Origin of the sequence: Kallipyga gabonensis, assembly GCF_001286805.1 — a bacterium.
GTDB classification, from domain to species: Bacteria; Bacillota; Clostridia; order Tissierellales; family Peptoniphilaceae; genus Kallipyga; species Kallipyga gabonensis.
On sequence record NZ_CXYV01000002.1, the window covers coordinates 1288448 to 1314321 of the forward strand.

20 protein-coding genes and 2 tRNA genes are annotated in these 25874 nt (G+C 51.2%); 4 read left to right on the top strand and 18 right to left on the bottom strand.

The genetic code is table 11. From position 1 onward, the window contains the following. Positions 1-242 precede the first annotated feature (242 nt). The 7 genes from hisS to BN2373_RS07430 form a co-directional block, all read right to left on the bottom strand. Complete coding sequence (gene hisS, locus BN2373_RS07400) at positions 243-1580, bottom strand: histidine--tRNA ligase (protein ID WP_053943437.1); 1338 nt, start codon at positions 1578-1580, stop codon at positions 243-245. Between the two features lie 194 nt (positions 1581-1774). Beyond that, positions 1775-1845 (bottom strand) — tRNA-Cys (locus BN2373_RS07405). Between the two features lie 9 nt (positions 1846-1854). Further along, positions 1855-1927 (bottom strand) — tRNA-Gly (locus BN2373_RS07410). 69 nt (positions 1928-1996) lie between these two features. Continuing rightward, positions 1997-2608, bottom strand: coding sequence for a VanZ family protein (locus BN2373_RS07415; RefSeq protein ID WP_053943438.1), 612 nt, complete (start codon positions 2606-2608; stop codon positions 1997-1999). A 108-nt stretch (positions 2609-2716) separates the two neighbouring features. Next, complete coding sequence (locus tag BN2373_RS07420) at positions 2717-4030, bottom strand: RNA polymerase sigma factor (protein WP_053943439.1); 1314 nt, start codon at positions 4028-4030, stop codon at positions 2717-2719. 65 nt (positions 4031-4095) lie between these two features. Further along, positions 4096-5904 (bottom strand): ABC transporter ATP-binding protein, encoded by a 1809-nt coding sequence (locus tag BN2373_RS07425; protein WP_053943440.1) that lies wholly within the window; start codon positions 5902-5904, stop codon positions 4096-4098. Beyond that, positions 5897-7660, bottom strand: a complete 1764-nt coding sequence (locus BN2373_RS07430) for an ABC transporter ATP-binding protein (RefSeq protein WP_053943441.1) — start codon at positions 7658-7660, stop codon at positions 5897-5899. The genes BN2373_RS07425 and BN2373_RS07430 overlap by 8 nt, the downstream gene beginning before the upstream one ends. A gap of 173 nt (positions 7661-7833) precedes the next feature. On the opposite strand from BN2373_RS07430, the gene BN2373_RS07435 reads away from it, so the two are divergent. The 3 genes from BN2373_RS07435 (at position 7834) to scfB (ending at position 11093) form a co-directional block, all read left to right on the top strand. After that, on the top strand, positions 7834-9342 hold the full coding sequence (locus BN2373_RS07435; RefSeq protein WP_053943442.1) for an aminotransferase class I/II-fold pyridoxal phosphate-dependent enzyme: 1509 nt from the start codon (positions 7834-7836) through the stop codon (positions 9340-9342). A gap of 59 nt (positions 9343-9401) precedes the next feature. Continuing rightward, entirely contained in the window at positions 9402-9545 is a 144-nt protein-coding gene (scfA, locus tag BN2373_RS07725; RefSeq protein ID WP_074017986.1) for a six-cysteine ranthipeptide SCIFF, read from the top strand. Positions 9546-9629: 84 nt separating this feature from the next. Continuing rightward, positions 9630-11093, top strand: coding sequence for a thioether cross-link-forming SCIFF peptide maturase (scfB, locus tag BN2373_RS07440; RefSeq protein ID WP_053943443.1), 1464 nt, complete (start codon positions 9630-9632; stop codon positions 11091-11093). A 129-nt stretch (positions 11094-11222) separates the two neighbouring features. On the opposite strand, the gene cdd is transcribed toward scfB, so the two are convergent. From cdd to BN2373_RS07475, 7 genes are all read right to left on the bottom strand, one after another. Beyond that, positions 11223-11672 (bottom strand): cytidine deaminase, encoded by a 450-nt coding sequence (gene cdd / locus BN2373_RS07445; RefSeq protein WP_053943444.1) that lies wholly within the window; start codon positions 11670-11672, stop codon positions 11223-11225. After that, positions 11650-12993 (bottom strand): thymidine phosphorylase, encoded by a 1344-nt coding sequence (locus tag BN2373_RS07450; RefSeq protein WP_053943445.1) that lies wholly within the window; start codon positions 12991-12993, stop codon positions 11650-11652. The genes cdd and BN2373_RS07450 overlap by 23 nt, the downstream gene beginning before the upstream one ends. Positions 12994-13003: 10 nt before the next feature. Continuing rightward, positions 13004-14887: an acyltransferase family protein gene (locus BN2373_RS07455; RefSeq protein WP_053943446.1), complete on the bottom strand. Its 1884-nt coding sequence runs from the start codon at positions 14885-14887 to the stop codon at positions 13004-13006. Positions 14888-14906: 19 nt separating this feature from the next. After that, positions 14907-15308: a hypothetical protein gene (locus BN2373_RS07460; RefSeq protein WP_053943447.1), complete on the bottom strand. Its 402-nt coding sequence runs from the start codon at positions 15306-15308 to the stop codon at positions 14907-14909. A gap of 32 nt (positions 15309-15340) precedes the next feature. Then, the gene (locus BN2373_RS07465) at positions 15341-16282 is read right to left on the bottom strand and encodes a metallophosphoesterase (protein WP_053943448.1); all 942 of its coding nucleotides are present in this window, start codon (positions 16280-16282) and stop codon (positions 15341-15343) included. A 131-nt stretch (positions 16283-16413) separates the two neighbouring features. Further along, on the bottom strand, positions 16414-17307 hold the full coding sequence (locus BN2373_RS07470) for a Fic family protein (RefSeq protein WP_053943449.1): 894 nt from the start codon (positions 17305-17307) through the stop codon (positions 16414-16416). Between the two features lie 142 nt (positions 17308-17449). Further along, a complete protein-coding gene (locus BN2373_RS07475; RefSeq protein WP_053943450.1) occupies positions 17450-18640 on the bottom strand; it encodes an iron-containing alcohol dehydrogenase in 1191 nt (396 codons plus the stop codon). A 118-nt stretch (positions 18641-18758) separates the two neighbouring features. On the opposite strand from BN2373_RS07475, the gene BN2373_RS07480 reads away from it, so the two are divergent. Further along, on the top strand, positions 18759-19625 hold the full coding sequence (locus BN2373_RS07480) for a B12-binding domain-containing radical SAM protein (RefSeq protein WP_053943451.1): 867 nt from the start codon (positions 18759-18761) through the stop codon (positions 19623-19625). A 6-nt stretch (positions 19626-19631) separates the two neighbouring features. Here the strand turns inward: BN2373_RS07480 and BN2373_RS07485 are convergent, their stop codons facing one another. The 4 genes from BN2373_RS07485 to BN2373_RS07500 all read right to left on the bottom strand — a co-directional run bounded on the left by BN2373_RS07485 (position 19632) and on the right by BN2373_RS07500 (position 25872). Then, positions 19632-19904 carry a metal-sensing transcriptional repressor gene (locus BN2373_RS07485; protein ID WP_053943452.1) on the bottom strand — a complete coding sequence of 91 codons (273 nt, stop codon included), beginning with the start codon at positions 19902-19904 and terminating at the stop codon, positions 19632-19634. A gap of 1 nt (position 19905) precedes the next feature. Beyond that, complete coding sequence (locus BN2373_RS07490; RefSeq protein ID WP_053943453.1) at positions 19906-22572, bottom strand: heavy metal translocating P-type ATPase; 2667 nt, start codon at positions 22570-22572, stop codon at positions 19906-19908. Between the two features lie 106 nt (positions 22573-22678). Continuing rightward, positions 22679-24700, bottom strand: coding sequence for an ATP-binding protein (locus tag BN2373_RS07495; protein ID WP_053943454.1), 2022 nt, complete (start codon positions 24698-24700; stop codon positions 22679-22681). Continuing rightward, entirely contained in the window at positions 24694-25872 is a 1179-nt protein-coding gene (locus tag BN2373_RS07500; RefSeq protein ID WP_053943455.1) for a metallophosphoesterase family protein, read from the bottom strand. The genes BN2373_RS07495 and BN2373_RS07500 overlap by 7 nt, the downstream gene beginning before the upstream one ends. Positions 25873-25874: the final 2 nt, after the last annotated feature.

A 25874-nucleotide genomic window follows, 5' to 3' on the forward strand; every position in this document is an offset into this window, starting at 1 on the left:
CGGTCGTATAGGGACGATCGTCATCGTGGTTCCACCCTACTTTATTCTTCATTCCAGCGGTGATCAGAGGTGGTCTTCAGACACCGAACTTTGGATAGGACTCTCAGCCTTGGCCCATCTCTCTGTTTTTCCGCTCCTGGTGCTTACTCTTCTCGTCAACTCACCATATTCAGATATTGCTATTATACTCATTTGACCAAAGCTTGACAAGATTTCTTGAAATGAATCTTTCCTGACCGCTCCTAAGCCTGGTCCAGATCCGCTAAAAGCCGGACGGCATCTTCAATGCTGTAGGTGGATTGGTCCCCGGTCGTCAGGTTTTTCATGGAGATCTTTCCGGATTCCCTCTCCGCTTCGCCAATAATGATGGCATAGCCGGCACCCAGCTTATCCGCATAGGAGAATTTTTTCTTCATCTTCCCGGTCTCCGTATAGAGCTGGCAGGTCACCCCTTCCGCCCGAAGTTGATTTAGGACCGAGACGGCAAAATCTCCGTCTTCTTCCGACATGGGAAGGATGAGGGCCCGGATGAATTGATCCTCTCCCCAGTTCACCAGGTTGGCCTGGCTAAGCTGGTAGAAGAGCCGGGTCAAGCCGATCGATATGCCCACCCCCGGGAAGTTCTCATTGGAGAAGTTGGAAGAAAGGTTGTCGTAGCGCCCTCCGGAGCATACTGAGCCGATGGATTCATGGCCCTTAATAAAGGTCTCATAGACCATGCCCGTATAATAATCCAGCCCCCGGGTTATGGAGAGGTCGATTTTAATGTTGTCTGTGGGGATCCCCAGGGCCTGCATGTGGTCGTAGACTTCGACGAAGTCCTCAAAGCCCCGGCTGAACTCCTCCTTCATTTCACCGGATTCGTTCATGGCCCGAAGCTTGTCGATAGTCTTTTCGTTGGACCCGGCATCCTCGATGAAGTGGAAGATCCGTTCGATCTGATCCGAGGTCTGTCCCAAATCCTCCAGGATCTCCTGAACCCCCTCTTTCCCAATCTTGCCCAGCTTATCCACGGCCCGGAGGGTCTCCTCCAGGTCCTCCACCCCAATAGAGAGGAAGAAGCCATTTAAGAGCCTACGGTTGTTGATGTGGAAGCAGGCCTGGGTCAAGCCCATATCCCTGAAAATATTGTAGATGACCGCTGGAACTTCAGCATCGTTCCAGAGGGAAAGGGACTGGCGGCCGATGATGTCGATGTCAGCCTGGTAGAACTCCCGATAGCGACCCTTCTGAGACCGCTCTCCCCGCCAAACCTTGGAAATTTGATAGCGGCGGAAGGGGAAGGCTAAGTCCGCATTGTGTTGGGCCACATACCGGGCCAGGGGGACAGTAAGGTCAAAACGGAGGGCCTGGTCCTGGGAGTGGTCATCCCTTTCAATGCGGAAGACCTGCTTGGCGGTCTCTCCCCCGCCCTTGGAAAAGAGAATCTCCGTCTTTTCAATGGCCGGGGTGTCCAGGGGCCAAAAGCCGAAGGCCTGAAAGTTCTTCTCGACAATGGCCTTCATCCGGTTGAAGCGGACCTGGTCCTCCGGAAGAAGCTCCATGAAGCCGGAAAGAATACTCGGTTGAATAATATCCATACTCATCTCCCATCTAGGAAAAGGCGACAGATCGCCTTTTTCAATAAAAAGTTTTCCTCCCAATCGATGGCTAAATTATATCAAAGCCGCCTTCAAAAAAAAAGTTGGCCCATAGGAAGAAGGGCATGCCGACGGCTTCTATGGCCCAAAAGCATAAAAAAAGACCTGTGAAGTTTCTTCACAGGTCCTGATAAAGGCGAAGACCGGATTCGAACCGGTGGTAGAGGTGTTGCAGACCTTTGCCTTACCACTTGGCTACTTCGCCATAGCACAGAGCGGTAGACGAGGCTCGAACTCGCGACCCCCAGCTTGGGAAGCTGATGCTCTACCAACTGAGCTACTACCGCATGGATAATTCAGACTTGTATAGTTTACACTATTTATACTTTCCTTTCAAGTCATTTTTACATGGTCGATCAATCCATATATTGACCTTGATCAATTAAAAAACTTCTGAACATGCGCAAAGTCTTTATTTTCGTGCTTTTTGTTTCCTCTATGAATATTCTGACTGCGAAAGTATAAATGACAAATCCGATAATCACTCCAATTGCATTGGCAAGACTATCGTTGATATTGATGTCTCTAAATGTGAAACCCTGAAATAGGAATATCAAAAACTGAACCAGTTCAATAGTTATACCAACCCCTAAGCCAACTATTGTCATTGATATCTTCGTCATCCCTTTAATGAGGCAGGGTAATAAAACACCTAATGGTAGGGTCATGATAATATTTAATATAAAATCTTTAGGATACCAACCCCTAATAAACGGTATTAAACTTATATTCTCAGCTAGACTTTCTGAGAATGATAATTCTTCCTGCATCATTTCCTTAATGGATCCGCTGATATAAATCGGAAAAACGGCGTATTTCACGAGTAGAATGGTATAAAAACACAAAAGAGTTATAACAGCACACTTGAAAATATAGTACTTCGATTTAGAGCGTATCTGATGAAGGAAATAGACCAAAAATGGAATGGAAATAATAAAATCTGTTAGCAACCCACTATCTATTTTCATAATGATTACTCCATTAAGGTGAACAACCCTTACAAAAAAGCCACCTCCCGCCCAAAGAAGGACGGGGGTGGTCAGGTGTTTATATGAAAACTCTTGGATTAAGGAGAACTAGTCCTCTTTATCTTCAAACTGATAGGCCACCCCATCGTAAATCAAGGGCTCATCCAGCTGGGGCTGGCCCTCAAGCTGTCCTTCAAACCAGGCTTTCTGCCAATAGGGCTCCAGGGTTAATTCTGCCGGTTCTCCGGAAATATGGCCGGCTTTTCCATCCATAAAGGCCAGGTAGATGGTGTCATCCACCTTCCCGATGTGGTGGATTCCGCCATGCTGGGAAGCCGCCTCATCAATGTTGAGGATCTTCTTGACTTCTCCCCCCTTGGGATATTCGAAAACCGTGTTATCTTCAGGATCGACGAAGAGGATGGTGTTGTTGTAGGCTCCATAGTAGCGGCTGGGGACGGAACGGGTTTCCCTAGTGACCGGTGCCTCCTCGGAGGAGGATTGGACCACTTCTTCACTGGTGGAGCTTTGGTCTGAAGAAGCCAATCTACCCTGGTCCTTGGGCTTTAATATGGTGAAACGGGCTAAGACCAGGAGGACAAGGATGGCAAGGATACCGGAAATGTAGTAGGCGGACTTGGTGGCCACCTTGGTATGGTCCTTGGACCGGGAAGAGGAGGCGGACTTGGCCTTGGGCGGGAAGGTCCCGTTGGCCGAAGAATCCCCTCTCGCCTTTTCCCCCCTTTGAGGGCGGTCCTGGCCGGAAACCGGTCGGTCTACGGGACGGTAAACCGGTGCCTGGGGTCCCGGGGCCGCATCTGAAGAGAAAGTGTGGTCATTCAAAGAAGCGAAGGCCTCCAGACGGTCTACCAAGGTCTTCACCTGGAAGGCACAGGCCTGCTGCATGGACTTGCGACGAAGGTTGGGCTCTATTTCATCGTCTCGAACTCGATTTGAAAGCTGTTCGGAGATCCTCTCAATTTCACGACTGATTTGTCCGGTAGACTGTGAGAGGACTTTAGCAATTTCTTCGTCCGACAGGCGGAAGTGAACGGCTAATAGGAAAAGAGCTCTTTCCCTTACCGGCATATCCCTCAGGGCAGCTTGGTAAGTGGAGATAAGATTGTCCGGATTGGCCTTTTCAACCTCTTCCCGGTCTATTTTCTCACCGTCATCCGTCTTTTCCTCGATCGATTTGTCTTTGAGTACATAATAGGTGGAAATCAAACCGATAAAACCATTTTGGTCCAAGGGAGTTTGTGATGAAAACCATGAACCAAGTTGCTTAACTTGGTTAAGCGTATGTTGGGCAGCCTCCTCAGCTAAGGCTTCCTGGTGACAGTGCTGAAAGGCTGCCTGATAAGAAAGATTTCTCAATTTTCGAGAAGACTGGTGAATTCGACCTTGTCCATCGTTTGCCATAGTAAGTCCCTCCTCCTCAAAGTCATCACTCATTGCCTATATTATACATGAATCTCGGCTTTTTCTTACACCCTTTCCGCATATTGAAGGTCATAGAGTACCCGGAAAAGACCATTTTTCTCGATCAGTTCCTCCCTGGTGCCTTCTTCGGCAATTTCTCCATGGTGCATGACGATAATCTTATCCGCACCGGCTATGGTGGAAATTCGGTGGGCCACAGCCAACATGGTTCGGTTGGTGGCCATGTTTTGGATGGCTTCCTGGATCAGGGTTTCCGTCTCCGTATCAATATTGGAAGTGGCTTCATCGAGGATGAGGACAGAGGGGCGGTCAGCAACGGTGCGGGCGAAAGAAAGGAGCTGACGCTGGCCGGCGGACAAGGTGGATCCCCGCTCAGTAACCGGCTCATCATAAGATTTGGGCAGTTTCTTAATAAATTCATCCGCACGAACCAGCTTAGCTGCTTCGTAGGCTGCCTCCCGATCTACGCTTTGCCTGCCGACACGGATGTTCCCTAAAATGTCTCCGGTAAAGAGGAAAACATCCTGTTGGACCAAGCCCACAGCCCGGCGGAGGTCAGTCAGCTTATATTCTTTAACATCCACCCCATCCAAGAGAATTTTTCCCTTCTGGACATCATAAAAGCGGGAAATTAAACTCATGATCGTGGATTTCCCGGCTCCTGTTGCACCGACAAAGGCGACAAACTGGCCGGGCTCGACCGCAAAAGATACATCCTTGAGGATCCACTCTCCTTCTTCATCATAACGGAACCAAACGTGGTCAAATTCAATGGCTCCCCGGACGGAATCCTGAGGAAGAGGCCTGTCCCCTGATTGGATATCGACCGTCTGGTCCAGAAGATGGAAAACCCGGTTGGCTGATGTCATGGCATATTGGATGACGTTAAAGGTCATGGCCATCTCTAAGATAGGCCGGAAGAATTGCTGGATATAATCAATGAAGGCATAAACCAGGCCAAAGGTAATCAGCCCCTTCATCTGAGCCAGGCCACCGAACCAAAGGAGGAGTGCTAATCCCGTTGTCCGGACAACTTCAATCGCCGGCCGATAGATAGCAAAGCCCAGAATCTCCGTCCGGCCCAGCTGATAATATTTTTGGTTAATCCGGTCGAATTCCCGGTAGATTCCTTCTTCTTCGCTAAAGGTTTGGATCTCAAAAATACCGGATAAGTTTTCGGATAATTTTGTATTGAGGAGAGAAAGGACTTCCCTTTCCTTTTTATAAATTACCCGGATCTTCCGCCGAAAAATGACAGAAATGGCTACAATAAAGGGGGTCAGGAGAACGACAAAGGTCGCCAGTCGGACGTCCATAGAATACATGATGATGACGATCCCGATAAAGGTAAAGATGGACTGAAAGAGAGAAACGAGAACATAGGTAAACATCTCATTGATGGCTTCGGGATCATTGGTCGCTCGAGTAACCAGAGATCCGATAGCATGGTCATCAAAAAACTTCATAGACAAACCGAGTATGTGATTATAGATGTCCGATCGAATTTTACGGATAATCCGCTGACCTGTTTTTTGGGTGAGAATAAAGCCAAGATAGTTAATCACGAACATGCCCAGGACCATGGCCAGGTAAATAAGAGCTTTTTTAATTGCTCCGTCCATGGCCAGTTCTTTCGCCGAATCATCAGCCCCTGCACTGGCAAGGATGGAAAGATCCTGGTCAATGAAGGTTTGGATAATTCGAGGTTGAACAAGGCGCATGGCAATTGCGATCAGAATGAGACCGAAAACCAGGAGAAACCATGCCCAATAGGGCTTGGCATAGGCCAAAAGCCGTCTGACCGCATGACTATCCGTTTTTTTCCATTCGATGTCCTTTTCCATTTCAGACATGGGTTTCCTCCTCTCCAAAGTGACGAGCTTGAGACTCCAGGAGCTGGAGCTGGTAGAGTTCCTTATAGAAGCCCTCTTGGCTGACAAGATCAGTGTGTTTTCCCCGCTGACTGATCCTTCCGTCTTCAATGACAATGATCTCTTCCAGACTTTCAACTGTGGAAATCCTCTGGGAGACCATGATTAACCCCTTCTTATGCTGAGAAAGTTGAGCAAGAATTCGAGATTCCGTTTCCGTATCAACGGCAGAAAGAGAATCATCCATAATTAGGACAGGTGCATTCTTGTAGTAGGCCCGGGCGATGGATACCCTCTGCTGCTGGCCGCCGGACAAGGTCACTCCCCTCTCCCCAACCATTGATTTGTAGCCTTGGGGCATGGCTTCAATATCCTTGTCAACCTGGGCAAATTCAGCCGCACGGCGGACATGATCGTCATTCACTTCTTCCGAAGAAAAGGCAATATTGGCATCGATGGGCCGGGAAAAGAGGAAGGATTCCTGAGCAACCACCCCGAAAACCCGATATAGGGAATCAAAGGTTAAGTTACGTATATCCACGCCATCCACCAGGATCTCCCCTTCTGTTACATCAAATCGACGAAGAAGAAGGTTAATTAAGGTAGATTTTCCGGATCCCGTCCTCCCTAAAATGGCTAAAGAATGGCCCGGTTCCAAGGTAAAAGAAACATCTTTCAGGATCCAGGATGAGTCAGAGTTATAACGAAAGGATACATCCTTAAATTCCACTTTACCCTTGGGATCATCTAATTTAGTAGCAAATTCATTTTCATGAACCTTGGCTTGAGTCCGAAAGATCTCGTTCAACCTTTCCATAGAAGAGACCCCTCGCTGAAATTGGGAGATGACCAAGCCCATGGCGATCAAAGGCCAGATAATTAAGTCCAGGTATTGGATGATGGCGACAAAGGATCCCACCGTTATCGTTCCGGAAAGAACCCCGTTAGCTCCATAAATAATAAAGACAAAGAAGGAAAAACCGGAGATTAAGGTAATCATAGGATCAAAAAGTCCATCCACCCAGTTAAGGTCCATGACCTTGTCAGAATACTTCTCATTGATCGACTCGAATGAATGAGACCGATTGTCTTCAATGGCAAAAGCTTTAATCACCCGGATTCCGGACAGGTTTTCCTGGACCTCCGTAGTCAGCTCACCAAAAGTGTCCTGGACGATGCGAGACCGTCGGTTAAGAGGACGGATGATCTTGACAACCGCGATGACCAAAAAAGGGAGAGAGACCAAGGCAACGGCAGTCGTTTTCAACCCCGCTGTTGACACCATCATAACCACCGTAAAAATGGTCATGAAAAGCGAATCAATGACCATCATGATCCCTCCACCCATGGAATCCCGAACAGCAGAGATGTCATTCGTTGCCCGGGCCATAAGGTCGCCGGTTCGATTTTTATTAAAATAATCGGTATCGAGGGAGAGATACTTTTGGAAAAGCTTATCGCGAAGCCAATAATCCATCCGTCGAGCCGTCCCGAAAATTTGTGTCCGCCAAATAAAGCGACCTACCACCATGATTCCGCCAATGAAAAGAAGGCGGAGAATCAGGGCCATGAGATTCTCTTCGGTAAGTTGCCCTGTCGTCGAGAGGTCGGCAAAAGATCGGAAAATTTGCGGGATGAGCAGGTTGGCAAAGTCCACCGCCATCAAAACCACAATGCCGATAATGTAGTGCCAATAATTTTTTTTCAGAAAGGGAAAGATGGTTCGATATGTACGCATAGTCGTCCTTTCTCTTGGGTTTCTTCCATCGAATAATAAAGAGTCAAAAAAATGGATAAAGTTATCATACCACCTATGACAGATTTTTTCTTGAATTTTCATCGTCAAGCTAAGCTATACTTAATCTGTACAAGACACCCGCTCCCGGATGGGTGTTACGGAAAGGAAGAACAATGACTGACAGATCATTTTCAAAGAGGGCAAATTCTACCCCCTCCGATACAATGAACCCCCTCACTCCACCGGAAAAGTGGAAGCCCGACCGAACCTATGACCATCTTTTAGATGCCATTCGTTCCTACGGAGCCAGCGGGATCACCCCCTTTCACATGCCGGGTCACAAGCAAAACACCCGGAAATTCGGAAACCTCCTTCCCTATGCCCTGGATATGACGGAAACTGCGGGTATGGCCGATCTTCACCACCCCTCCGGCCGTCTAAAAGAAGCCCAGGAGGAATTGGCCCGATCCCGGGGAGCCCGGGCCTCCTTCTTTTCCATTGCCGGATCCACTGCCGGCATCCTCTCCGGGATGAGGACCCTGACCCGGCGGGGGGATAAGGTCCTCCTTTCCCGGGGATCCCACCGGTCGGTCTACCATGGCCTGGAGATTTTGGGCCTAAGAGGGGCCTACCTCCTCCCCAGACTCCAAGCTGACCTCCCCCTCTACCTCGATCCGGATCCTGACCTCCTTAAGAGACGGTTGGAAGAGGAGAAGGATGTCAAGCTGGTTCTGGTGACTTCTCCCACTTTCGAAGGGGCTATTTCCGACCTTCAGGCTATGGCCAGGATCTGCCATGACCATGGGGCTCTTCTTATGGTGGACCAGGCCCACGGGGCCCATTTAACCTACCTCAACCGTCTTGATCATGAACGCTATCCTGAAGCTCTGGCAGCGGGAGCTGACTTGGTGGTGGAGAGCCTCCACAAGACCCTGCCTGCCTTGACCCCGGCTGCCTTAGTTCATTGCAGTGACCGGGTTGACCCGGCTGAGCTGGCCCGAAACCTCTCCATCTTCGAGACCTCCTCCCCCTCCCATCCTTTAATGGCTTCCATGGATGCCTGTCTGACCTATATGGAAAAGGAGGGACTGGATGATCTCGACCGTCTTCGTATTGAAATCAGGGATTTTCGAGATAAGGCCCGGAAGCTCAAACTATTGGAGATTGTTGATCTTCCGGCCCCCAATGATCCCTTAAAGATACTCATTTCCTGCCAGAAAACCCGGGAAAGCGGTCAAGAGGTCACCCTGGTCTTGAGGAAATTGGGTTTTGAATTCGAAATGACCCTGGGTCCCCTCATCCTGGCTATGCCATCGATCGGTAATGAGTCCGGTGATTTGGACCACCTTGCCCGAGCCCTTCTTGACCTGGATCGAGACCTCCATCCGGTAAAAACCACCCCGGTCCTGCCCAACTTCCCCCTTCCTCCAAAGGTCATGGAAATTGACCAGGCTTTGGACCAACCCATGGAGGTCATCAAAACAAGTGAGGCGGAAGGTAGAGTCGCCGGAGAGTCCGTTTGGGCCTATCCCCCCGGTATCCCCATCCTCCTTCCCGGTGAGAAGATCACAAATGCCTGGTTATCCTGCATGAAATACTGGGTAGACTATGGCCAGGACTACCGGTCCGACCGGGGCCTCTTTCCCCGCCAAATTCAGGCCCTCCGATCAATTGACGAATGAAAGCAAAAAAGCTACAATAAACGTAGTCATTCATCAATTTACCTGGAAAGGAATCCATCATGAAACATATTTTAAGTCTACATACAAGAAACCTGAAGCAGAGCCAAAAGGACGGCGGTTGCGGCGAATGCCAGACCTCCTGCCAGTCTGCCTGCAAAACATCCTGCGGCGTAGCCAACCAGGACTGTGAAAAAGCCAAGTAAGTTCCATTTCATTTCAAGTGATGAATTGGCCACTCTTTGGAGTGGCTTTTTTCATGGAAAGAATACAGGATAGAAAGGATGCCCATGATCCATTCCTTTATCAGTCATGGATACCATATCATTGTAGACACCTACTCCGGCGGAGTCCACCTGGTTGATCCTCCCAGCTTTCGGGCCATCGAAACCATCAACCGGAACTTTCCGGACAATCCAACCGAAGGCTTGTCCGATAAGAATTGGACCGGTCTTGTTGAGGACTTAGGCCGGGAGTTTCCCGACCGATCCCATCGGGAGCTCGAGGAAATCAGAGAAGAAATCCGTTCCCTGATTGAGGAAGGCAGTCTCTTCAGCCAAGATACCTATGCGGACCTCTCCATGGACCTGACTAAGAGAAAAACTCAGGTCAAGGCCCTCTGTCTCAACGTTGCCCATACTTGCAACCTGGACTGCGACTATTGCTTTGCCAGCCAGGGCAAGTACCATGGGGAGCGGGCCATCATGCCTTTTGAGGTAGCCAGGAAAGCGATCGACTTTCTGGTCGAAAATTCCGGAAGTCACCGTAACCTGGATATTGATTTTTTCGGGGGCGAACCCATGCTCAATTGGGATGTGGTCAAGGAGACGGTAGCCTATGCCGATTCCCTGGCGAAAAAGTATAAGAAAAATTTCCGCTATACCTTCACCACCAATGGTCTCCTTCTGGATAAGGAGGTAGGCGACTATCTCAATCGGCATATGCACAATGTTGTCCTCTCCTTAGATGGCCGGAAAGAAGTCCATGACCGACTCCGCCACCGGATCGATGGGAAGGGATCCTACGATACCATCGTCCCGAAATTCCAGGACTTTGTCCGATCACGCGGGGATAAGGAGTATTACATTCGAGGAACCTATACGGGGAAGAATCTTGATTTCTACCAGGATATTCTCCATATGGCCAACCTCGGTTTTCACCGCTTATCCATGGAGCCGGTGATTGGGGATCCTGAGGAAGACTATATGCTCTCCGAAAAGGACCTCCCCATCCTGGAGGCCCAATACGACCTCCTGACCGATGAAATGCTCCGACGGGACCGGTTAGCCGATGAGGTGATCCGAAATGGCGGGTCCGTAGAGGATATGGATGACAAAGATCGGCCCTTTATCTTCTACCATTTTATGATGAATCTGGATGGCGGACCCTGTATCTATAAGCGGATTTCCGGTTGCGGTTCCGGAACGGAATATATGGCGGTCACCCCATGGGGAGACCTCTACCCCTGTCACCAGTTTGTCGGCGATGATAAATTCACTATCGGCAATGTCTTTGAAGGTATCCAAAAAGAAAGGATTATCCGGAACTTCAAAGCCTGCAACACCTATTCCCGACCGGAATGTCAGGATTGCTGGGCAAGGCTCTACTGCTCAGGCGGATGCGCGGCTAATGCCTACCACGCCTCAGGAAGCCTGGAAGGTACCGTTCCCTTTTCCTGCGACCTCTTCCGAAAAAGGATGGAGTGTGCGTTGACCTTAAAGGTCGACCAAATCGTCCGAAATAGTCAGGAATGAAAAACAAAAAACTGTGGCGGACCTATCCGCCACAGTTTTTTTCAGCAGAAGAAGGGTCTTCCTGCTTTTCAAAATGGTAAATTTCTCTGCTATCCTGACCGCTGTTTCATCGCGATTTTCTCCAATAGTTTAGGACCTTTCGAGATTTTTTTCGGTAAAGGACAACGGCAGAAGATCCCCTAAGAGGTAGATTTCAACTTGACCGGACCGATTAGCTAATACAACCGGCATATCTGGAGGACAAAATTCTGCTAAAACCTGACGGCAAAGTCCACAAGGCGGAGTGACCTCCTCCGTGATCTCTTCCTCTCCCTCTATTTGACCGACAACCGCTAAGCTGCGGAAGGAAGTCACCCCTTCTGATACAGCCTTAAAGATCGCTGTCCTTTCTGCACAGTTGGAGGGGCCAAAAGCAGCATTTTCAATATTACACCCCTGCCAAATTCTTCCATTTACATCCTCTATAGCTGCACCCACCTTAAAATGAGAGTAGGGGGAGTAAGAATTCTGAAGGGCTTCCCTGGCCTTATCGATCAGGTGTCGATAAGAAGAATTTTCAAGACATTCTTTCTTCAACATAATCTCTTCCTTCTCTTTTCACCCGACAGAAAACAGGATGGTTCACCCTATCCACGGGATTCTCTGAAATATTATAGGCCGAAAGGGCTTTTTTCACCGCTTCTTCCCCTTTCATTCGGTCATTCGCATGAACGGTAAAAAGAAGATCACCTTTTCTAACCTCATCTCCAATTTTTTTGAACACTTTGATACCTACAGCAGGATCAACAGGATCGTCCAGGCGAGCACGACCCGCTCCCAAAAGAAGGGAAGACTTCCCAATTTCTTCCGTATTGATCGATGCGACAAACCCCTCCCTATCCGCCTGACCATCTAAGATCAGATCAGCTTGGGAGAAATGAGAAGGATTGTTTATATACTCCACATTCCCTCCCTGGTTTTCCACCATGGCCAGGAATTTGTCAAAAGCTGCCCCGCTCTTTACTACTTCTTGAACCTTCTTTCCTGCCTCTTCCGGGCTGGCGGCTTTTCCACCCAGCTCGAGCATGGCGGAAGCGATTGCCCGGCACTCCAAAAGAAAATCCTCCGGGCCACGTCCATGAAGAGCTTCAACCGCCTCAATCACCTCCAGATTATTTCCCACTGCACAACCCAAGGGTTGGTCCATATTGGTTACCAAAGCCAGGGTGGATTTCCCATTATCCTCCCCTATTCCGACCATGACCTTGGCCAGTTCTACTGCCCGATTCGTCGTCTTCATGAAGGCTCCTGATCCATATTTCACGTCAAGGACGATAGCATCTGAACCATCCGCTAGTTTCTTGGACATAATGGATCCGGCAATTAAAGGAATGGAATCCACAGTTCCTGTCACATCCCTGAGGGCATAAAGAATCTTGTCCACCGGAGCGATCTTGGCCGATTGCCCCATGATCGCTATCCCATCTTTTTCCACAAAGCGGGTGAACTCTTCAGAAGAAAGCTCTGTTCGAAAGCCGGGTATGGATTCCAGCTTGTCGATAGTTCCCCCGGTAAACCCCAATCCTCTTCCGGAAAGCTTGGCAACGGCAAGGCCACAAGCGGCTACAATAGGGGAAATCACTAAGGAAGTCTTGTCTCCAACCCCTCCCGAGGAATGTTTATCTACAATGGGCTCCTTGATTGACGGAAAAGATAAACTTTCTCCGGAAAGGGCCATCTCCCGGGTGAATGTGGCGATCTCCTCCGGGTTCATTCCCCGAAAGAATATGGCCATGAGCATAGCGGAAATTTGATAGTCAGCCACGGTCTTCTCTTTGACAGCAGTCACAAAATCAGCAATTTCTCCATTTGTTAAGGGGTGACCATCTCTTTTCTTCAGGATCAGATCGACAAAGGACATCGCTACCTCCTTAGGACTTAGCCGGTTTCTTATAGGCTTTGGCTATTGCTTCTTTTAAGGTGTTGATATACAAGGGAATTCCGTCTTTATGGGCATAGAAATGAACCCCGTCTGTTCCCTTAAAAAAGTCAGGGTGGTCTTTGGCAGCCCGGTTCCAGTCGGCAATCGTCACAAAGGGATAATCCTTCTCCAATTGAGGGAGATAATTGGCGTATTTGATCACATCCGAATTCTTGTTGGCATCTCTCTGGTATGGACTGATGAAAATAAGCCGGGAGCCGGAAGGCAATAGATCGATAATTTCCGCACAGGTCTTCTTGAAAGAAGGATAGACATTGTTCCCTAATCCTATGACCACCATATCTTTTAAGTGGCCGGATTTGGCCATGGACCGGAGGATGTCCGGCCCCTGGTGGAGGAAACGGGAAACTTTTCCGTTAACCTGAGCCTTAGGGAAGGCCTTGAGGATTTCCTTCCTCATGCCCAAGGTTACCGAATCCCCAACCATGGTGAAGCCCTCCGCACGAGCCTTCTTGAGCATGGCTTCCTCTTCTTTTCTCTGCTGTTCTGCCAGCTTCTCCTGGGCAATGATTTCTTTCACCTTTTCTCCTTCATCGACCACCTGGTCCAGTTCCTGGTTCAAGGAAGAGGACCAAAGTTGGTTTTCTAAAGACAGGAGGGGCGGTGCAGTAACCCCTTGTACGATAATCAGGATAAGTCCGACAAGAGAGGCAACGAAAGCTCCATTTGTAATCTTTCTTTTTTCTCGCTGAAAGATTCGGGGCATCTTCTTTCCGAGAAGTAGGGGTTCCCAAAGATACAAGTTCAGCCATGCAAAAAGAGAGGCCAATATGAGAGTAAGTAAAATGCTTACGCCCAATGGAAGGGGCGTGGTGGAAAGAGCCACATAGATGGGCCAATGGAAGAGATAGAAGCCATAAGAAGATTGAGCAAGATAGTGGATCAAAGCAGGTTCTTTCCACCGGTCATACTGAAGGTCAAGAAGACGACAGCCCCCCAGGGCAAGAAAACAAAAAACATCCACAAGAAGAAAACCCCACCGGTAGGTCGAGGGATCCTCATAGGAGAGGTTAAATGAGAGAATAGCTAAAAGAGCCAAGGGGACAATAAAAACAGCCCAAGCAAGAGACTTCGACAGGTTGTCAGCCAGCTTCCTGGCAGGATAGGCAACCGACTCCATTCCGGTCAAGCAGGCCATAAGAGAGCCCGCAAAAAAGGGGCTCATCCGGGTCAGGTCTGAAAAATAGAGAAATGAGGTCGACCAGCCCACAATAGACCCGATAATCATCAGGATGTGAGGTAAAAAGAAAAAGATCAGTGAAAGGATGAAAACCCCCATACGGACTTGAACTTGATGTTTGACGGGATTGGATTCTCTTTGCCTCATCCCTGCTCCGGTTTTTCGGGCAATGAAATAGAGAATTCCGCCCCAAAGAAGGTAAAAATGCATCTCAATGGCCAGAGTCCAGGTATGGACATAGATATGAGGAATAAATTGTGCTTCATAGGAACCGCCCGAAAGAATCTCATACCAATTGGTCATGAATCCCATGGCCCCGGCGAATTGACGGGAGTAGTCCACTCGAAGATCCGGAGAAGCCACCAGAAGAAAGAAGCCGGTAATCAGGAGCATGAAGACCAAACCGGGAAAGAGGCGACCTCCCCTTTTTTTCAAAAAAGTCCAGAAAGATTCTTTTTCCTCTTTAAGGATACGATCCAGAAACTTCCCGGTAATGAGAAATCCGGAGAGAGCGAAGAAGAGGTTCACCCCGAAAAATCCGGCCGGAAGAAAAGAGGATCTAAGATGGTAAATAACAACGAGGACAAAGGCAAAGACCCGGAGAGAGTCCAGCCACTGAATGCGTTTGGTCATAAAATCAACGTCCCTTTTCTCACTTCTTATCGGTATCTTGTTTCACCCAAGACCCGTCCTCTTGGAGGAGGTAAATCCCCTCCTCCTTCACCCTTATTTTTCCGGATTGTATGCTCCCCTGGTCAAAAACCCCCTCAAAAACGATGCCCGGTTCAAGCGTAACCTTACCCGGGCCATGGAGGTGACCGTCCAAAAGCTTCCCCTCATACAGGGGTCCATCCTTTCTCCTGACCTCCCCCTCCATTATTTTCCCCGGAAGGGTCACCCTCCCCCGGAGATCCAATCCCTGGTCCAAGGTGTAGTCCGTGAGAGTCTTTCCCCCTTTGGGAAGAAGGGAAAACACAGCCATGATGAGGATAAAGGCAAAAACGACCAGGGACCAGAATTGTCCCTGAATAAAGTTTGTTTTTTTACTATGCATAAGAACCTCTTTTCCGGATAGTCGGCCCGGACTTATTTGATGGATTTGGATTCCAAGTGAATAAATACCAATTCTTCCGGGTTAAATAACCGAAAGGGCAAGCCTGAATTACCTAAACCGGCCGATACCACCATGGTATAGGGCGAATCTTCATAGCATCCCAGATCATATTTAGGAAAGAATGCCACTTCCGGGGAGAAAAGACCACCAATCAGGGGAAGACGAATCCCCCCGCCGTGAACGTGACCCGAAAGGGTCAGGTCGGCTCCCCAGGTTTTGTATTCCGACCAGTAAAAGGGATTGTGGGCAAGAAGAATGTGAAAATCCTCTTCCTTTCCCCTTTCAAGGAATTCATGGACCGGAAGGGTTTGGACGGCGGAATTCCGATAAAAATAGGGTCCCTCCTTGAGTCCAGACAGATATATTCTCTTTCCCCCTCGAAGAAGAGGAAGCGTCCGATTGGAAAGATCCGTAATCCCGGCTTCCTTTAAGAGATCCCTCAGATAAAAATGGGAAGAAACTTCTTCCATACCCAGCTCATGGTTTCCGGGGATAAAGAAAGTCTGGGCAATTTTACCCAATGCCTTTAAGAAACTACCCATTCTTTCCTGATCTTCCTTTTTCACTTGATCAACAGAAATGGAGATAAGATCCCCCGTTAAGACAATAATGTCCGGTTTACCTTCCTGGACTGCTTCCAAAAGTTTTTCTCCCTGATCCCCAAAAAGGTGACCATGGAGGTCGGAAATCTGACAAATGGTAAAGCCATTAAAAGGATTAGGAATATCGGGAGAAGTAACGGTATAATTTGTCTCCTGAAAGCTAAGGTTGGACCGATAGAAAGACCGGGCAAAAAAGACAAAAACAAGAAGAAGTAGAAAAACCCATATGCGTTTTTTATTTTTGTCGGGAAAGGAAAGCCAGTCAAAACTATCCTTCCGGCTCCCCTTCTTTTGTCCGTCTCTTTCCTTCATCTTCCCCACCTCACTGCAGTTTCTTTCCGCTAACCTATCTCAATATTATACCGAATCGAGACCTGGAATGCGAATAGAGAGGCGAGGATCAACCATCATTTTTATCAGCATGAATGGGCGATGATCTTCCTCTATACTTTTCGGATCCTCAAATCCATGTCGAGCCTTTCATTGAGATAGCCGGCAAAGAGTTTTTCCATGGTCGAGGCACTCTTTTTGACATGGTAGTCATCAAAGGCTTGATAATAGGCAAGCCTGTCCTTGAATTTGATGTCAATCGGCGGATATCCGGCTTTCATCAACTCTAAATTCACCAGCAAGCGACCGGTCCGCCCGTTCCCATCAATAAATGGATGAATTCTCTCAAACTCGATATGAAAACGGGCAAGCTTAGTCACGATATGCGATTGATCGGCTGCATAATCACCAAGAAGCTCCTCCATCTTTGGCTGAATCAAAAAGGGCTGGACAGGCTCATGTTGGGCCCCCAAAATGTGAACAGGAAGCCTTCGATAGACTCCCCGATCTTGTCTTTTATCGGCAAGTACAAGAAAATGAACCTGCTTGATGACCTTCTCGCTCAGGGGTGCTTTCTCTTGAACCAGTTCACGAATATAATCAAAAGCCTCCTTGTGACCTACCGCTTCCATGTGGTCCTTCAAAGGCTTCCGGTCAATGGTCAAGCCACGCAGAACGAGATCCGTTTCACGCAGGGTCAGCGTATTCCCTTCAATGGCATTGGAATTATAAGTGTATTCAACGGTAAACTCCTCATTCAACCGTTCTACTTCCCCCTCCGTCAAAGGTCGTCTTCCATCCAGCTCCTTTTTCTTTCGGTCAATTTGCTCAAGGAGGCTCTCCCTCAACTTAAACCTTCCATCCGCCGGCTTTTCCGCTTGAAGAGGGATCTTCCAAATCCGTCCCTCCTGATAAGCTCCAGGAATCTTTCCTTCCGCACATAAGGTCCTAACTCGTCTTTCAGAAATTCCCCATTTTTCACCGGCTTCCCTTGTCGTCATCACCATGAGACTTCACCCCCTTTCTAACCTTAATATACCACTTTATCGGAACAATACGAAGGTCCTCGGAATAATAGAAAAGGGGCTATGCCAGAAGCAAGTCGCATTCCGGCATAGCCCTGATCTAGATCAGTATTTTGTTTTTCTCTTATCTTTCCACCCCTTCATCCAGGCAGCGGAGGAGGATATCCTTGACGTCCTCCCTGTCGACCTCGACAAAGCCTTGGATGGGGCCGTTCTTATGACGGATGGTGTCATCGGCCATCCGGTCGATCTTGTCGTCTCCGATGTCCAGCTCTTTCAGGGTCATGGGGATCCCCAACTCATCCTTGAAGAAGTCATAAAGGGTTTGGATGGATTCCTTGGCCAGAGTCATGTCGTCTTCGCCTTGAAGGCCGAAAACCTGGCGGCCGAAGCGGGCCAATTTGGGGGCTGTTTCCTCGGAAAGGAGGTGGGCCATCCAACGAGGGGTGACGATGGCCAGACCAACTCCGTGAGTGATGTCATACTGGGCGGAGATCTCGTGCTCGATGGGGTGGACGGTCCAGGCCTGGGTCTTCCCCGTATCTAAAAGACCGTTGATGGCCCAGGTTCCTGCCCACATGAGGTTGGACCGGGCTTCATAATTTTCCGGCTCCTGAATGGCGATTGGACCATATTTCACGCAGGTCCGGAGGATTCCTTCAGCCATGGAGTCCTGGACATAGGCATCATCATTCACCGAGAAGTAGTTCTCCATGGTGTGGGACATGATATCCGCTGTGCCCGCTGCCGTGTGCCATTCATTGACCGAATAGGTGAATTCAGGGTCCATAAAGGAGAAGCGAGGGAGGACAAATTGGGAAGCCCAACCCAGTTTTTCTCTGGTTTCCTCATTGGTGATGACCGAAGAATCGTCCATCTCCGACCCGGTTGCAGAAAGGGTCAGGACCGTGCCCAGGGGAAGGGCTTTTTCGATGGCGGCTTTGCCAATGACCAGGTCCCAGGGATCAGCTTGGGTCAGGGCACCGGCAGCAATCAGCTTGGCACAGTCAATGGTGGACCCGCCACCTACCGCCAGGATGAAATCCAGACCCTTTTCCTTCACCAGCTTGACCCCCTCTCTTGCTGAATCTACCCTGGGGTTGGGCTGGATCCCACCCAGTTCCTCATAGGGAATTTGGGCCTTATCCAGGGCTTGGATAACCCGGTCGTAGATTCCATTTTTCTTGATGGACCCGCCACCATAGGCTAAGAGAACCTTGCTTCCTCCGTTTTCACGGATCTCCTGGCCCAAGTGGTTCATCTCATGTTTCCCAAATAAAATTTTTGTCGGCAGATGAAATTCAAAATCTCTCATATGTCCTCCTTATTTTCTTCACTTCTTTTTACTTACCCCAAAAGCTTCCCTTCACTAGCTCATCATTTATTTGGTAGGATAGAGGAAGAATCAAGTCTGTCTAGAAAGTGAGAATCCTATGGAATATATCGGCAATGTCTTTCGTCCCCCTTCGGAGGCCTACTCCCTCATCATCCAGGTGACGGTGGGCTGCGCCCACAACACCTGCACCTTCTGTTCCATGTATAAAGATGACCGCTTTTTCATCCGAAGTCAGGAAGAAATTTTAGGCGATCTCCGGGAGATGGCCCTCCCCTACCGAGGAATCCGCCGGATCTTCCTGGCGGACGGCGATGCCCTGGTTGTCCCCACCAACCGCCTCCTGGACATCCTCCATACGGCCTATGACCTCTATCCCAAGCTGGAAAGGGTCACCTCCTATGCCACGGTCCAGGACATCCTCCGGAAGTCCGATGAGGAACTTCGGGCCCTCAAGGAGGCCGGATTGGACATGGTCTATGTGGGCCTGGAGTCGGGGTCGGATGAGGTCCTCCGGGAAATTTCTAAGGACATGACCCAGGACGACTATGTGGAGGCCATCCTTAAGGCAAAAAAAGCCGGCATCAAGACCTCGGTCACCATGATCCTGGGCCTGGGTCAATTGGAAAAAAGGGAAGACCACATCCAAGGCTGCATCCAGGCCATCAACCGGTCTCAACCCGACTATGTGGCCTTTCTCAGCCTCCACCTGAGCCCCGGAGCCCCCCTTTACGATGAGGTAAAGGCAGGCCGCTTCTATGAAATCAACGATGATGAAAAGATGGCCGAGATGCGGGAATTTATCGAACAAGTGGATTCCCCGGGAACCGTCTTTCGGTCCAACCACGCCTCCAACCCCGTTTCCATTGCCGGTACCTTCAACCGGGACAGGGAGGCCATGCTGGCCCAGATCGACCAGGCGGTGGCCTATTCCGCCTACCGACCGAATTATTGGCGGAACCTGTAAATTAGATTATTTTGACAATTTAGCAATCACCTGGTTGATCTCCTCCAGCTTCTCCTCCACCCGGTCAGCGTCCCTTGATTCCATGGAATCCAGGACGCAGTGGTGGAGGTGGGCGGAGAGGACCTCCCGGTTAACCCCCTTAAGAGCCTGGCTGATGGCCATGATTTGGTTGGAGATGTCGATGCAATAGCGGTCTTCCTCCACCATATCGATGACCCCCTTGACCTGGCCTTCGATGATCCTCAGCCGTCGGAGGATCTTTTTTTTATCCGCCTGCATCTTATTCCTCAACCCCCGTCATCTCATAGCCCGCATCTTCCACGGCCTTTTTCATGGCTTCAAGGTTCAGATGGTCACCCTTGACCCGGGCCAGGCCGGCCTCCAGGTCTACCTTGGCCTCCACCCCTTCCAAGCGGTTGAGGGCCTCTTCCACCCGCTTCTGACAGTGGGCACAGGACATTCCTTCAATCTTCAACACTTTTTCCATTTTCTCCTCCTTATTTCCTTTCTTCTCTTCTTCTCCCGAACTGACTTCCTTTAAAATTCCATAGGTGATAGGCTGTCCCCCCTTGTCCTCTTCAACATCTTGTCCCTCATGGTGGAAGGAAAAGGTCCGGAGGTGGAGGGCATTCATGACCACGAATACGGAGGAAAAGGACATGGCTGCCGCCGCAATCATGGGGTTCAGAGTAATTCCGAAGGCCGGATAGAGCAATCCGGCCGCCAGGGGAATGCAGATGACGTTGTAAAAAAAGGCCCAGAAGAGGTTCTGCTTGATCTTGGCCATGGTCTTGTGGGAAAGGTCATAGGCGGCGACCACGTCCCGGAGGTCCGACCGAACAAGGACGACGTCCGCCGACTCTACGGCCACATCGGTGCCGGCTCCAATGGCGATCCCGACCTCCGCCCGGACCAGGGCAGGAGCGTCATTAATTCCGTCCCCCACCATGGCCACCTTCTTCCCCCGGTCCTGGTACTTTCGGATAATGGCGTCCTTGTCGCCAGGCAGGACTTCGGCTTCCACATGGTCCATACCCAAGGTCAGGGCCATGGCCCGGGCCGTCATGGCATGGTCTCCGGTTACCATGATGGGGTCCAGCCCCCTCTCTTCCATAGCCGTGATAGCCTCTCGAGAAGTCATTTTCACCGGATCCTGGGCAGCAACCAGACCGACAAGGCGGCCGTCCAAGGCAAAGTACATGGGGGTCTTTCCCTGGCCGGCCAAGTCTTCAGCCTGGGCTTGGACGTCGGAAGAAATAGCCACCCCCTTCTCCTCCATGAGCCGGAGGTTGCCGGCCAAGCCCAGACCCGGGCCTTGGCCCCAAAAACTATCTCCCAAAGAAACCCTTCCTTGGATTCCTCGACCGGCCAAGGCCTCGAAGTCCTGAGCATCCCGGTAGCTAACCCCCTCTTTTTCCGCTGCCTTCAAAATGGCTTCAGCCAGGGGCTGTTCCGAACCGGCTTCCAGGGAAGCGGCCAGGGCCAGGAGAGCCCTCCCCTTTTCTTTCAAGTTTGCTTGATCCTCTCCTCCATGAACCAATATATCGGTCACCTGGGGCCGGCCCTCTGTTAAGGTCCCGGTTTTATCCAGAGCGACCAGCTGGACTTCCTGGAGGACTTCCAGGGACTCAGCGGACTTGATCAGGAGGCCGTTTTCCGCCCCCTTTCCTGTAGCTACCATTATCACGACCGGGGTGGCCAGACCCAGGGCGCAGGGGCAGGAAATGACCAGGACGGAGATGGCCGTCCGAAGGGCAAATTCTATCCCCTGACCGGCCAGGTTCCATCCGATAAAGGTCACCAGGGCGATGGCGATGACGGCCGGGACAAAGATGCCGGCAATCCGGTCAGCCAAGGACTGGATGGGAGCCTTTGAGGCATTGGCATCCCGGACCAGGTCAATAATCTTGGAGAGGGTGGTATCTTCCCCTACTGCTGTCGTTTCAAAGAGGAAGGAGCCCAGCTTGTTCATAGTGGCCCCGGTTACCTTATCCCCCACTTCCTTGGCCACAGGTATGGACTCCCCGGTAATAACGGACTCCTCCACTGAGGTCCTCCCCTCGATGATCCGCCCATCCAGGGGGATCCGCTCGCCAGGCCGGACCTTGACCACCATGCCCGGGGTTACTTCTTCAATGGGGAGGACCTTCTCCTGCCCGTCCTCCACCACAGTGGCGGTCTCCGCCTGGAGGTCCATGAGGGCTTCAATGGACCGGCTGGTCTTCATCTTGGACCGGACCTCCAGGTACTTGCCCAGGGTAATCAGGGTGAAGATCATGGAAGCGGATTCAAAATAGAGGTCGTGGAGGTAGGTGTGGACCAGGTCGGGACGGTTGAACCCCAGGCCGTAGGCCATCCGGTAGAGGGCAAATAATCCATAGCTAAAGGAAGCCGTGGCCCCAATGGCGATCAGGGCGTCCATATTGGGGGCCCCTGAAAAGAGGGACCGAAAGCCGTGGATGAAGTAGGTCCGGTTGACGATGAGGACAGGGAGGGTCAGGATCATCTGGGTCAGGGCAAAGGCCACCGACCCTTCCACCCCCTCCATCCAAGTGGGCAGGGGGGCCCCCACCATGGGACCCATGGAAAAGTACATGAGGATGAGGAGGAAAGGGATGGAGACCCTGAGACGGAAGGCCATGTCCCTGGCCTGGTCCTGGAAAATCGCCTGGCCCATGTCCTTCTTTTTCTCCTTGTTAGATCCTCTTTTTTCTTCCCTGACTTCAGCTTGGTAACCGGCCTTGGCTACCGCTTCTTCGATGGTTGTATCCGTCAGTTTGTCCGGGTCATAGTCCACCTCCATGGAATTGGTCATTAGAGAGACCCGGACCTGGTCTACCCCATCCAGTTTGGAGACCGCCTTGGTGACCGCTTGTTCGCAGGCGGCACAGGTCATCCCCCGGACGTCGAACGTCTGTTTTTTCTCTGCATTTTTCATCGTATTCATAAGAAGACTCCTTCTTTTCATTATTCATTCTATACATACTATATACCCCTATGGGGTATTTGTCCAGGACTAGGGGCAAAGAAAAAGGACGCCGGAGCGTCCTCTCTCATAAGTAGTGGATATGGATTTTCTCTTCGCTTCGAGCCCGGTCCAGGATCCGACCATGGCAGGTGAAGTAGAAGATCTGGCGGTTATTCTGACGGGGGTCCCGGGTCAGGAAGGAAAGACCGGCCTCCGCCCTGGTATCATCATAGTGGACAAAGGGGTCATCCATAAAGAGAGGCCAATGGTCCTCCCCCTCCAGGATCTCCACCAAGGCCAGGCGTAGGCTGAAGTAGGCCTGGTCCCCTGTTCCCAGGGAAAGGACCCGCCAGTCATAGTAGGTCCGATCCTTCCGGTCGTCCAGGCTCATGTGGAATCGGTCGTCCAGGCCCAGGCTCTCAAAGCGGCCCGGTGCCAATTGGTCAAGGATATCCAGGGTCCTCCGCTGGAGTGATGGGCCCAGCCTCCGCCTCCGGTCCTCATCCGCAGCCAGAAAGGCTCGGCGGGCCAGGTCCAAGGCTTCCCGTCTTTCTTCCAGACCGGCCAATTTCTCTTCCACCCTCTTGATCTTGACCTGGAGGCTTTCCGCCCTTTCTTCCAAGCCATAGCGGGCCCGGATCTCCGCCTCCATTTGGCGGACCTCTTCCCAGATCCTCTCCTCCTCTTCTGAAAAGGCCTGGTCCCCTTCCCTCCGGATGACCCTTTCCCGGAGGTCCTGTCCCTCTCTAATGACTCCATCCAGCTGAGTCCGGGCCCGGCCCTCTTCATCCTCCAGGTCCCTCAAGCGGTCAGCCAGGCCCCGGACCTCCTCCCGTAGAACCTGGATTTCCTCTGATGCCCTCTCCTCCTCTTCTGAAGGACCGGTCCCCTTTTCCAGGGACAGGATCCGGTCCTGGAGAGCCGCCATCTCCTCCAAAGCATTCTTCTGTTTGACTTGATGGGTCTTCCAGTCTTTTTTTCTCTTCCGGAAGAAATAGAGGAAGGCGCCAAGGCTTGCCAGACTGAGGAGGCTAAAGGGAAGACGGAAGGATTCCACTTGAAAGGCAAGAAGGGCACAAAGTCCGGCCAGGACAAGGCATATCCATGCCGGCAGGCCTAAGGAAGAAGGCTCTGGAGCCTGGCCTTCATCCAGGATTTTCCGGTAGCGGGCCCTAAGTTTTGCGGGATCCTCCTCTTCCTCCTTTTTCTGATTAAGGGCGGACTCCATAAAGGAGAGCCTGCCCTCCTTTTGGTTCTTTTCCTCCAAAATCGCCTGATGGTCCCTTTCCAGGCGCTTGATCGAATTCTGGAGGACCTCTTCCTTGCCCGCATTTTCCTCTTGTTTTTTGAAAATTTGGGCCAGATCAGCCGACCTCTCCCTGCCGGCCTCCTCCCTGATCCTTTCCGCATGAGCCTTCAAGGATGCCAGCCTACGGGCCATGTCCGCTTCCTCTTCCTCCCTTCGGACTGCCCGACCCTTTTCCTCCATGAGCCGGTCCCTTTCCTTCTCCAAGTCCACCAAAAGACCCCGGTGGCCCGATTTTGACCGGAGAGATCCGGCCTCCTCTTCCAGGCTTTTAACGATGGCTGAGAGGGAAAGGTCCTCCTGTCCGAATGAGGCCATTCGGCCTATTTTTTCCTGGAGACTATCCCTTCCTCGATTGGAGGCCATGGGCCCGGCACCGGAGTCGATGAAGAGGGTCCTCCGGAAAGTCTCCGCATCCATATCGAAAAGGAAGGCCCCCGGTTCCTGGCCCCTCTCTAAGAGAATTTCTTTGCCGGTTTCCTCATCGATGAGGCTGACCCGGTCCCTGGACTGGGTCCTTCCAAAGGTCCTGTCCAATCGAAGGGACTTTCCTGCCCTGGTCCGAAGGCGGACCTGGACCCGGCTTTCCCCCTCCCGGTCGGAGAGATAGCGCTTGCGCAGGTTGGTCCGGGGGTCCTCTGTCCGACGGTCCGACCCATAGAAGGCCATCTGGAAGGCATCCATGAGGGTGGTCTTTCCCGACTCATTCTCCCCATATATGACCTGGAAGCCGGGGGAAAAGGTCCATGACTCTTCTCTGATCTGGCCGAAGGCCCAAAGCTGGATGGATTGAATTACCATGTCTGATCCCTTTCCTTTTGAATGGCCTCCAGACCCAGCTTCCAGGCTAGGCGGAGAACCCGATCTTCCCTGGATCTTCCGTCTCCCCCCTCCTCAAGATCCCCAATTTCCTTTCCGGCCAGGTCCAGGAGGGCCCGGGTGAAGTCCCCCTCCGGGGATTTCTCTTCGACCAAGAGATGGGGGTTGAGGGCCGGGGATGACCGGTCGACCACTTCCAGGTAGGACAGGTCCTCTCCTAGAGACTTTTCCAGATCCCCTGTATTAACGAGCAAACCCTCGGACCGCTTACCCACAAGGTAGACCCGGTAATAATTCTTTTGGTAATCCGGGTAGCGACTGAGCCTTCGGAAGAGGATTTCGTCCAGGTCCTCCCGGGTTCGACAGTCCGAGAGGTCCACTTCCTCCTCAAGAAATACCGGTCCAGGCAGGATCCGCCGGTCCATTTGGGCTCCCCCAGAATCCACCCAGCCCAAGTAAAAGCCCTGGGGGCCAAGGTTGGAAAAGGAGGAAGTCATAGGGGTCCCGGAATAGGCAAAAGAGGTCTTACCTAGCTTTTGAACCGATGAGGGCTTGTGGATATGGCCGAGACCTACATAGGACAAGAGGCCCCTGGGCCATGAGGAAGGCCGGATGGGCTGGTAAAGGGAGGTCCGGTCCCCTTGGACCAAGTCACCGTGCATCAGGGCGATGTGGACCCAGTCCGGATCATCTGCCGGAGCTTGGCCAAGCAAACGGGCCCAATCCTTTTCTTCAAAGAGGGGGCGGGAAAGCTGGGCGGAAGGAAAGGCCGCCCCATAGACCGAAAGTTTCAAGCTGGGAAAGTCCATCCGTTCAGGAGGACCTTGAAAAATATGGACATTGTCCGGCCAGGAGAAAAGACCATAGGGAGAGTCCAGGCTCATGTAGTCATGGTTGCCCGGGGAAATAAAAATCAAAAAGCCGGCCTCCTCCATGGCCCGGCTGATGGTCCGGACCAGGGATTGGGGCGGGCTTCCCTCCAGAAAATCACCGGCGATCAGGAGGACCCGGACCCCCTCATCCCGGCAGATGGCCAGGAGGTCTTGGAAGGCCCGGACCTTTTCCCGGGCCCTTCGAGGGCCTGCCGACCCCAGGAAGGGGAGGTCCTGACCCAGGTGGAGGTCCGCCGTATGGGCCAAGCGAATCCGGCTCATGG

What these genes read in the sequence shown, in the direction of transcription:
- scfA (WP_074017986.1), top strand. Translation starts at nt 9,402, where the DNA reads ATGAAACATATTTTAAGTCTACATACAAGAAACCTGAAGCAGAGCCAA.
- BN2373_RS07435 (WP_053943442.1), top strand. Translation starts at nt 7,834, where the DNA reads ATGACTGACAGATCATTTTCAAAGAGGGCAAATTCTACCCCCTCCGAT.
- BN2373_RS07455 (WP_053943446.1), bottom strand. Translation starts at nt 14,887, where the DNA reads ATGACCAAACGCATTCAGTGGCTGGACTCTCTCCGGGTCTTTGCCTTT.
- hisS (WP_053943437.1), bottom strand. Translation starts at nt 1,580, where the DNA reads ATGGATATTATTCAACCGAGTATTCTTTCCGGCTTCATGGAGCTTCTT.
- BN2373_RS07485 (WP_053943452.1), bottom strand. Translation starts at nt 19,904, where the DNA reads ATGCAGGCGGATAAAAAAAAGATCCTCCGACGGCTGAGGATCATCGAA.
- BN2373_RS07480 (WP_053943451.1), top strand. Translation starts at nt 18,759, where the DNA reads ATGGAATATATCGGCAATGTCTTTCGTCCCCCTTCGGAGGCCTACTCC.
- BN2373_RS07500 (WP_053943455.1), bottom strand. Translation starts at nt 25,872, where the DNA reads ATGAGCCGGATTCGCTTGGCCCATACGGCGGACCTCCACCTGGGTCAG.
- BN2373_RS07490 (WP_053943453.1), bottom strand. Translation starts at nt 22,572, where the DNA reads ATGAATACGATGAAAAATGCAGAGAAAAAACAGACGTTCGACGTCCGG.
- BN2373_RS07430 (WP_053943441.1), bottom strand. Translation starts at nt 7,660, where the DNA reads ATGCGTACATATCGAACCATCTTTCCCTTTCTGAAAAAAAATTATTGG.
- scfB (WP_053943443.1), top strand. Translation starts at nt 9,630, where the DNA reads ATGATCCATTCCTTTATCAGTCATGGATACCATATCATTGTAGACACC.
- BN2373_RS07450 (WP_053943445.1), bottom strand. Translation starts at nt 12,993, where the DNA reads ATGTCCTTTGTCGATCTGATCCTGAAGAAAAGAGATGGTCACCCCTTA.
- BN2373_RS07460 (WP_053943447.1), bottom strand. Translation starts at nt 15,308, where the DNA reads ATGCATAGTAAAAAAACAAACTTTATTCAGGGACAATTCTGGTCCCTG.
- cdd (WP_053943444.1), bottom strand. Translation starts at nt 11,672, where the DNA reads ATGTTGAAGAAAGAATGTCTTGAAAATTCTTCTTATCGACACCTGATC.
- BN2373_RS07425 (WP_053943440.1), bottom strand. Translation starts at nt 5,904, where the DNA reads ATGTCTGAAATGGAAAAGGACATCGAATGGAAAAAAACGGATAGTCAT.
- BN2373_RS07495 (WP_053943454.1), bottom strand. Translation starts at nt 24,700, where the DNA reads ATGGTAATTCAATCCATCCAGCTTTGGGCCTTCGGCCAGATCAGAGAA.
- BN2373_RS07475 (WP_053943450.1), bottom strand. Translation starts at nt 18,640, where the DNA reads ATGAGAGATTTTGAATTTCATCTGCCGACAAAAATTTTATTTGGGAAA.
- BN2373_RS07415 (WP_053943438.1), bottom strand. Translation starts at nt 2,608, where the DNA reads ATGAAAATAGATAGTGGGTTGCTAACAGATTTTATTATTTCCATTCCA.
- BN2373_RS07420 (WP_053943439.1), bottom strand. Translation starts at nt 4,030, where the DNA reads ATGGCAAACGATGGACAAGGTCGAATTCACCAGTCTTCTCGAAAATTG.
- BN2373_RS07470 (WP_053943449.1), bottom strand. Translation starts at nt 17,307, where the DNA reads ATGGTGATGACGACAAGGGAAGCCGGTGAAAAATGGGGAATTTCTGAA.
- BN2373_RS07465 (WP_053943448.1), bottom strand. Translation starts at nt 16,282, where the DNA reads ATGAAGGAAAGAGACGGACAAAAGAAGGGGAGCCGGAAGGATAGTTTT.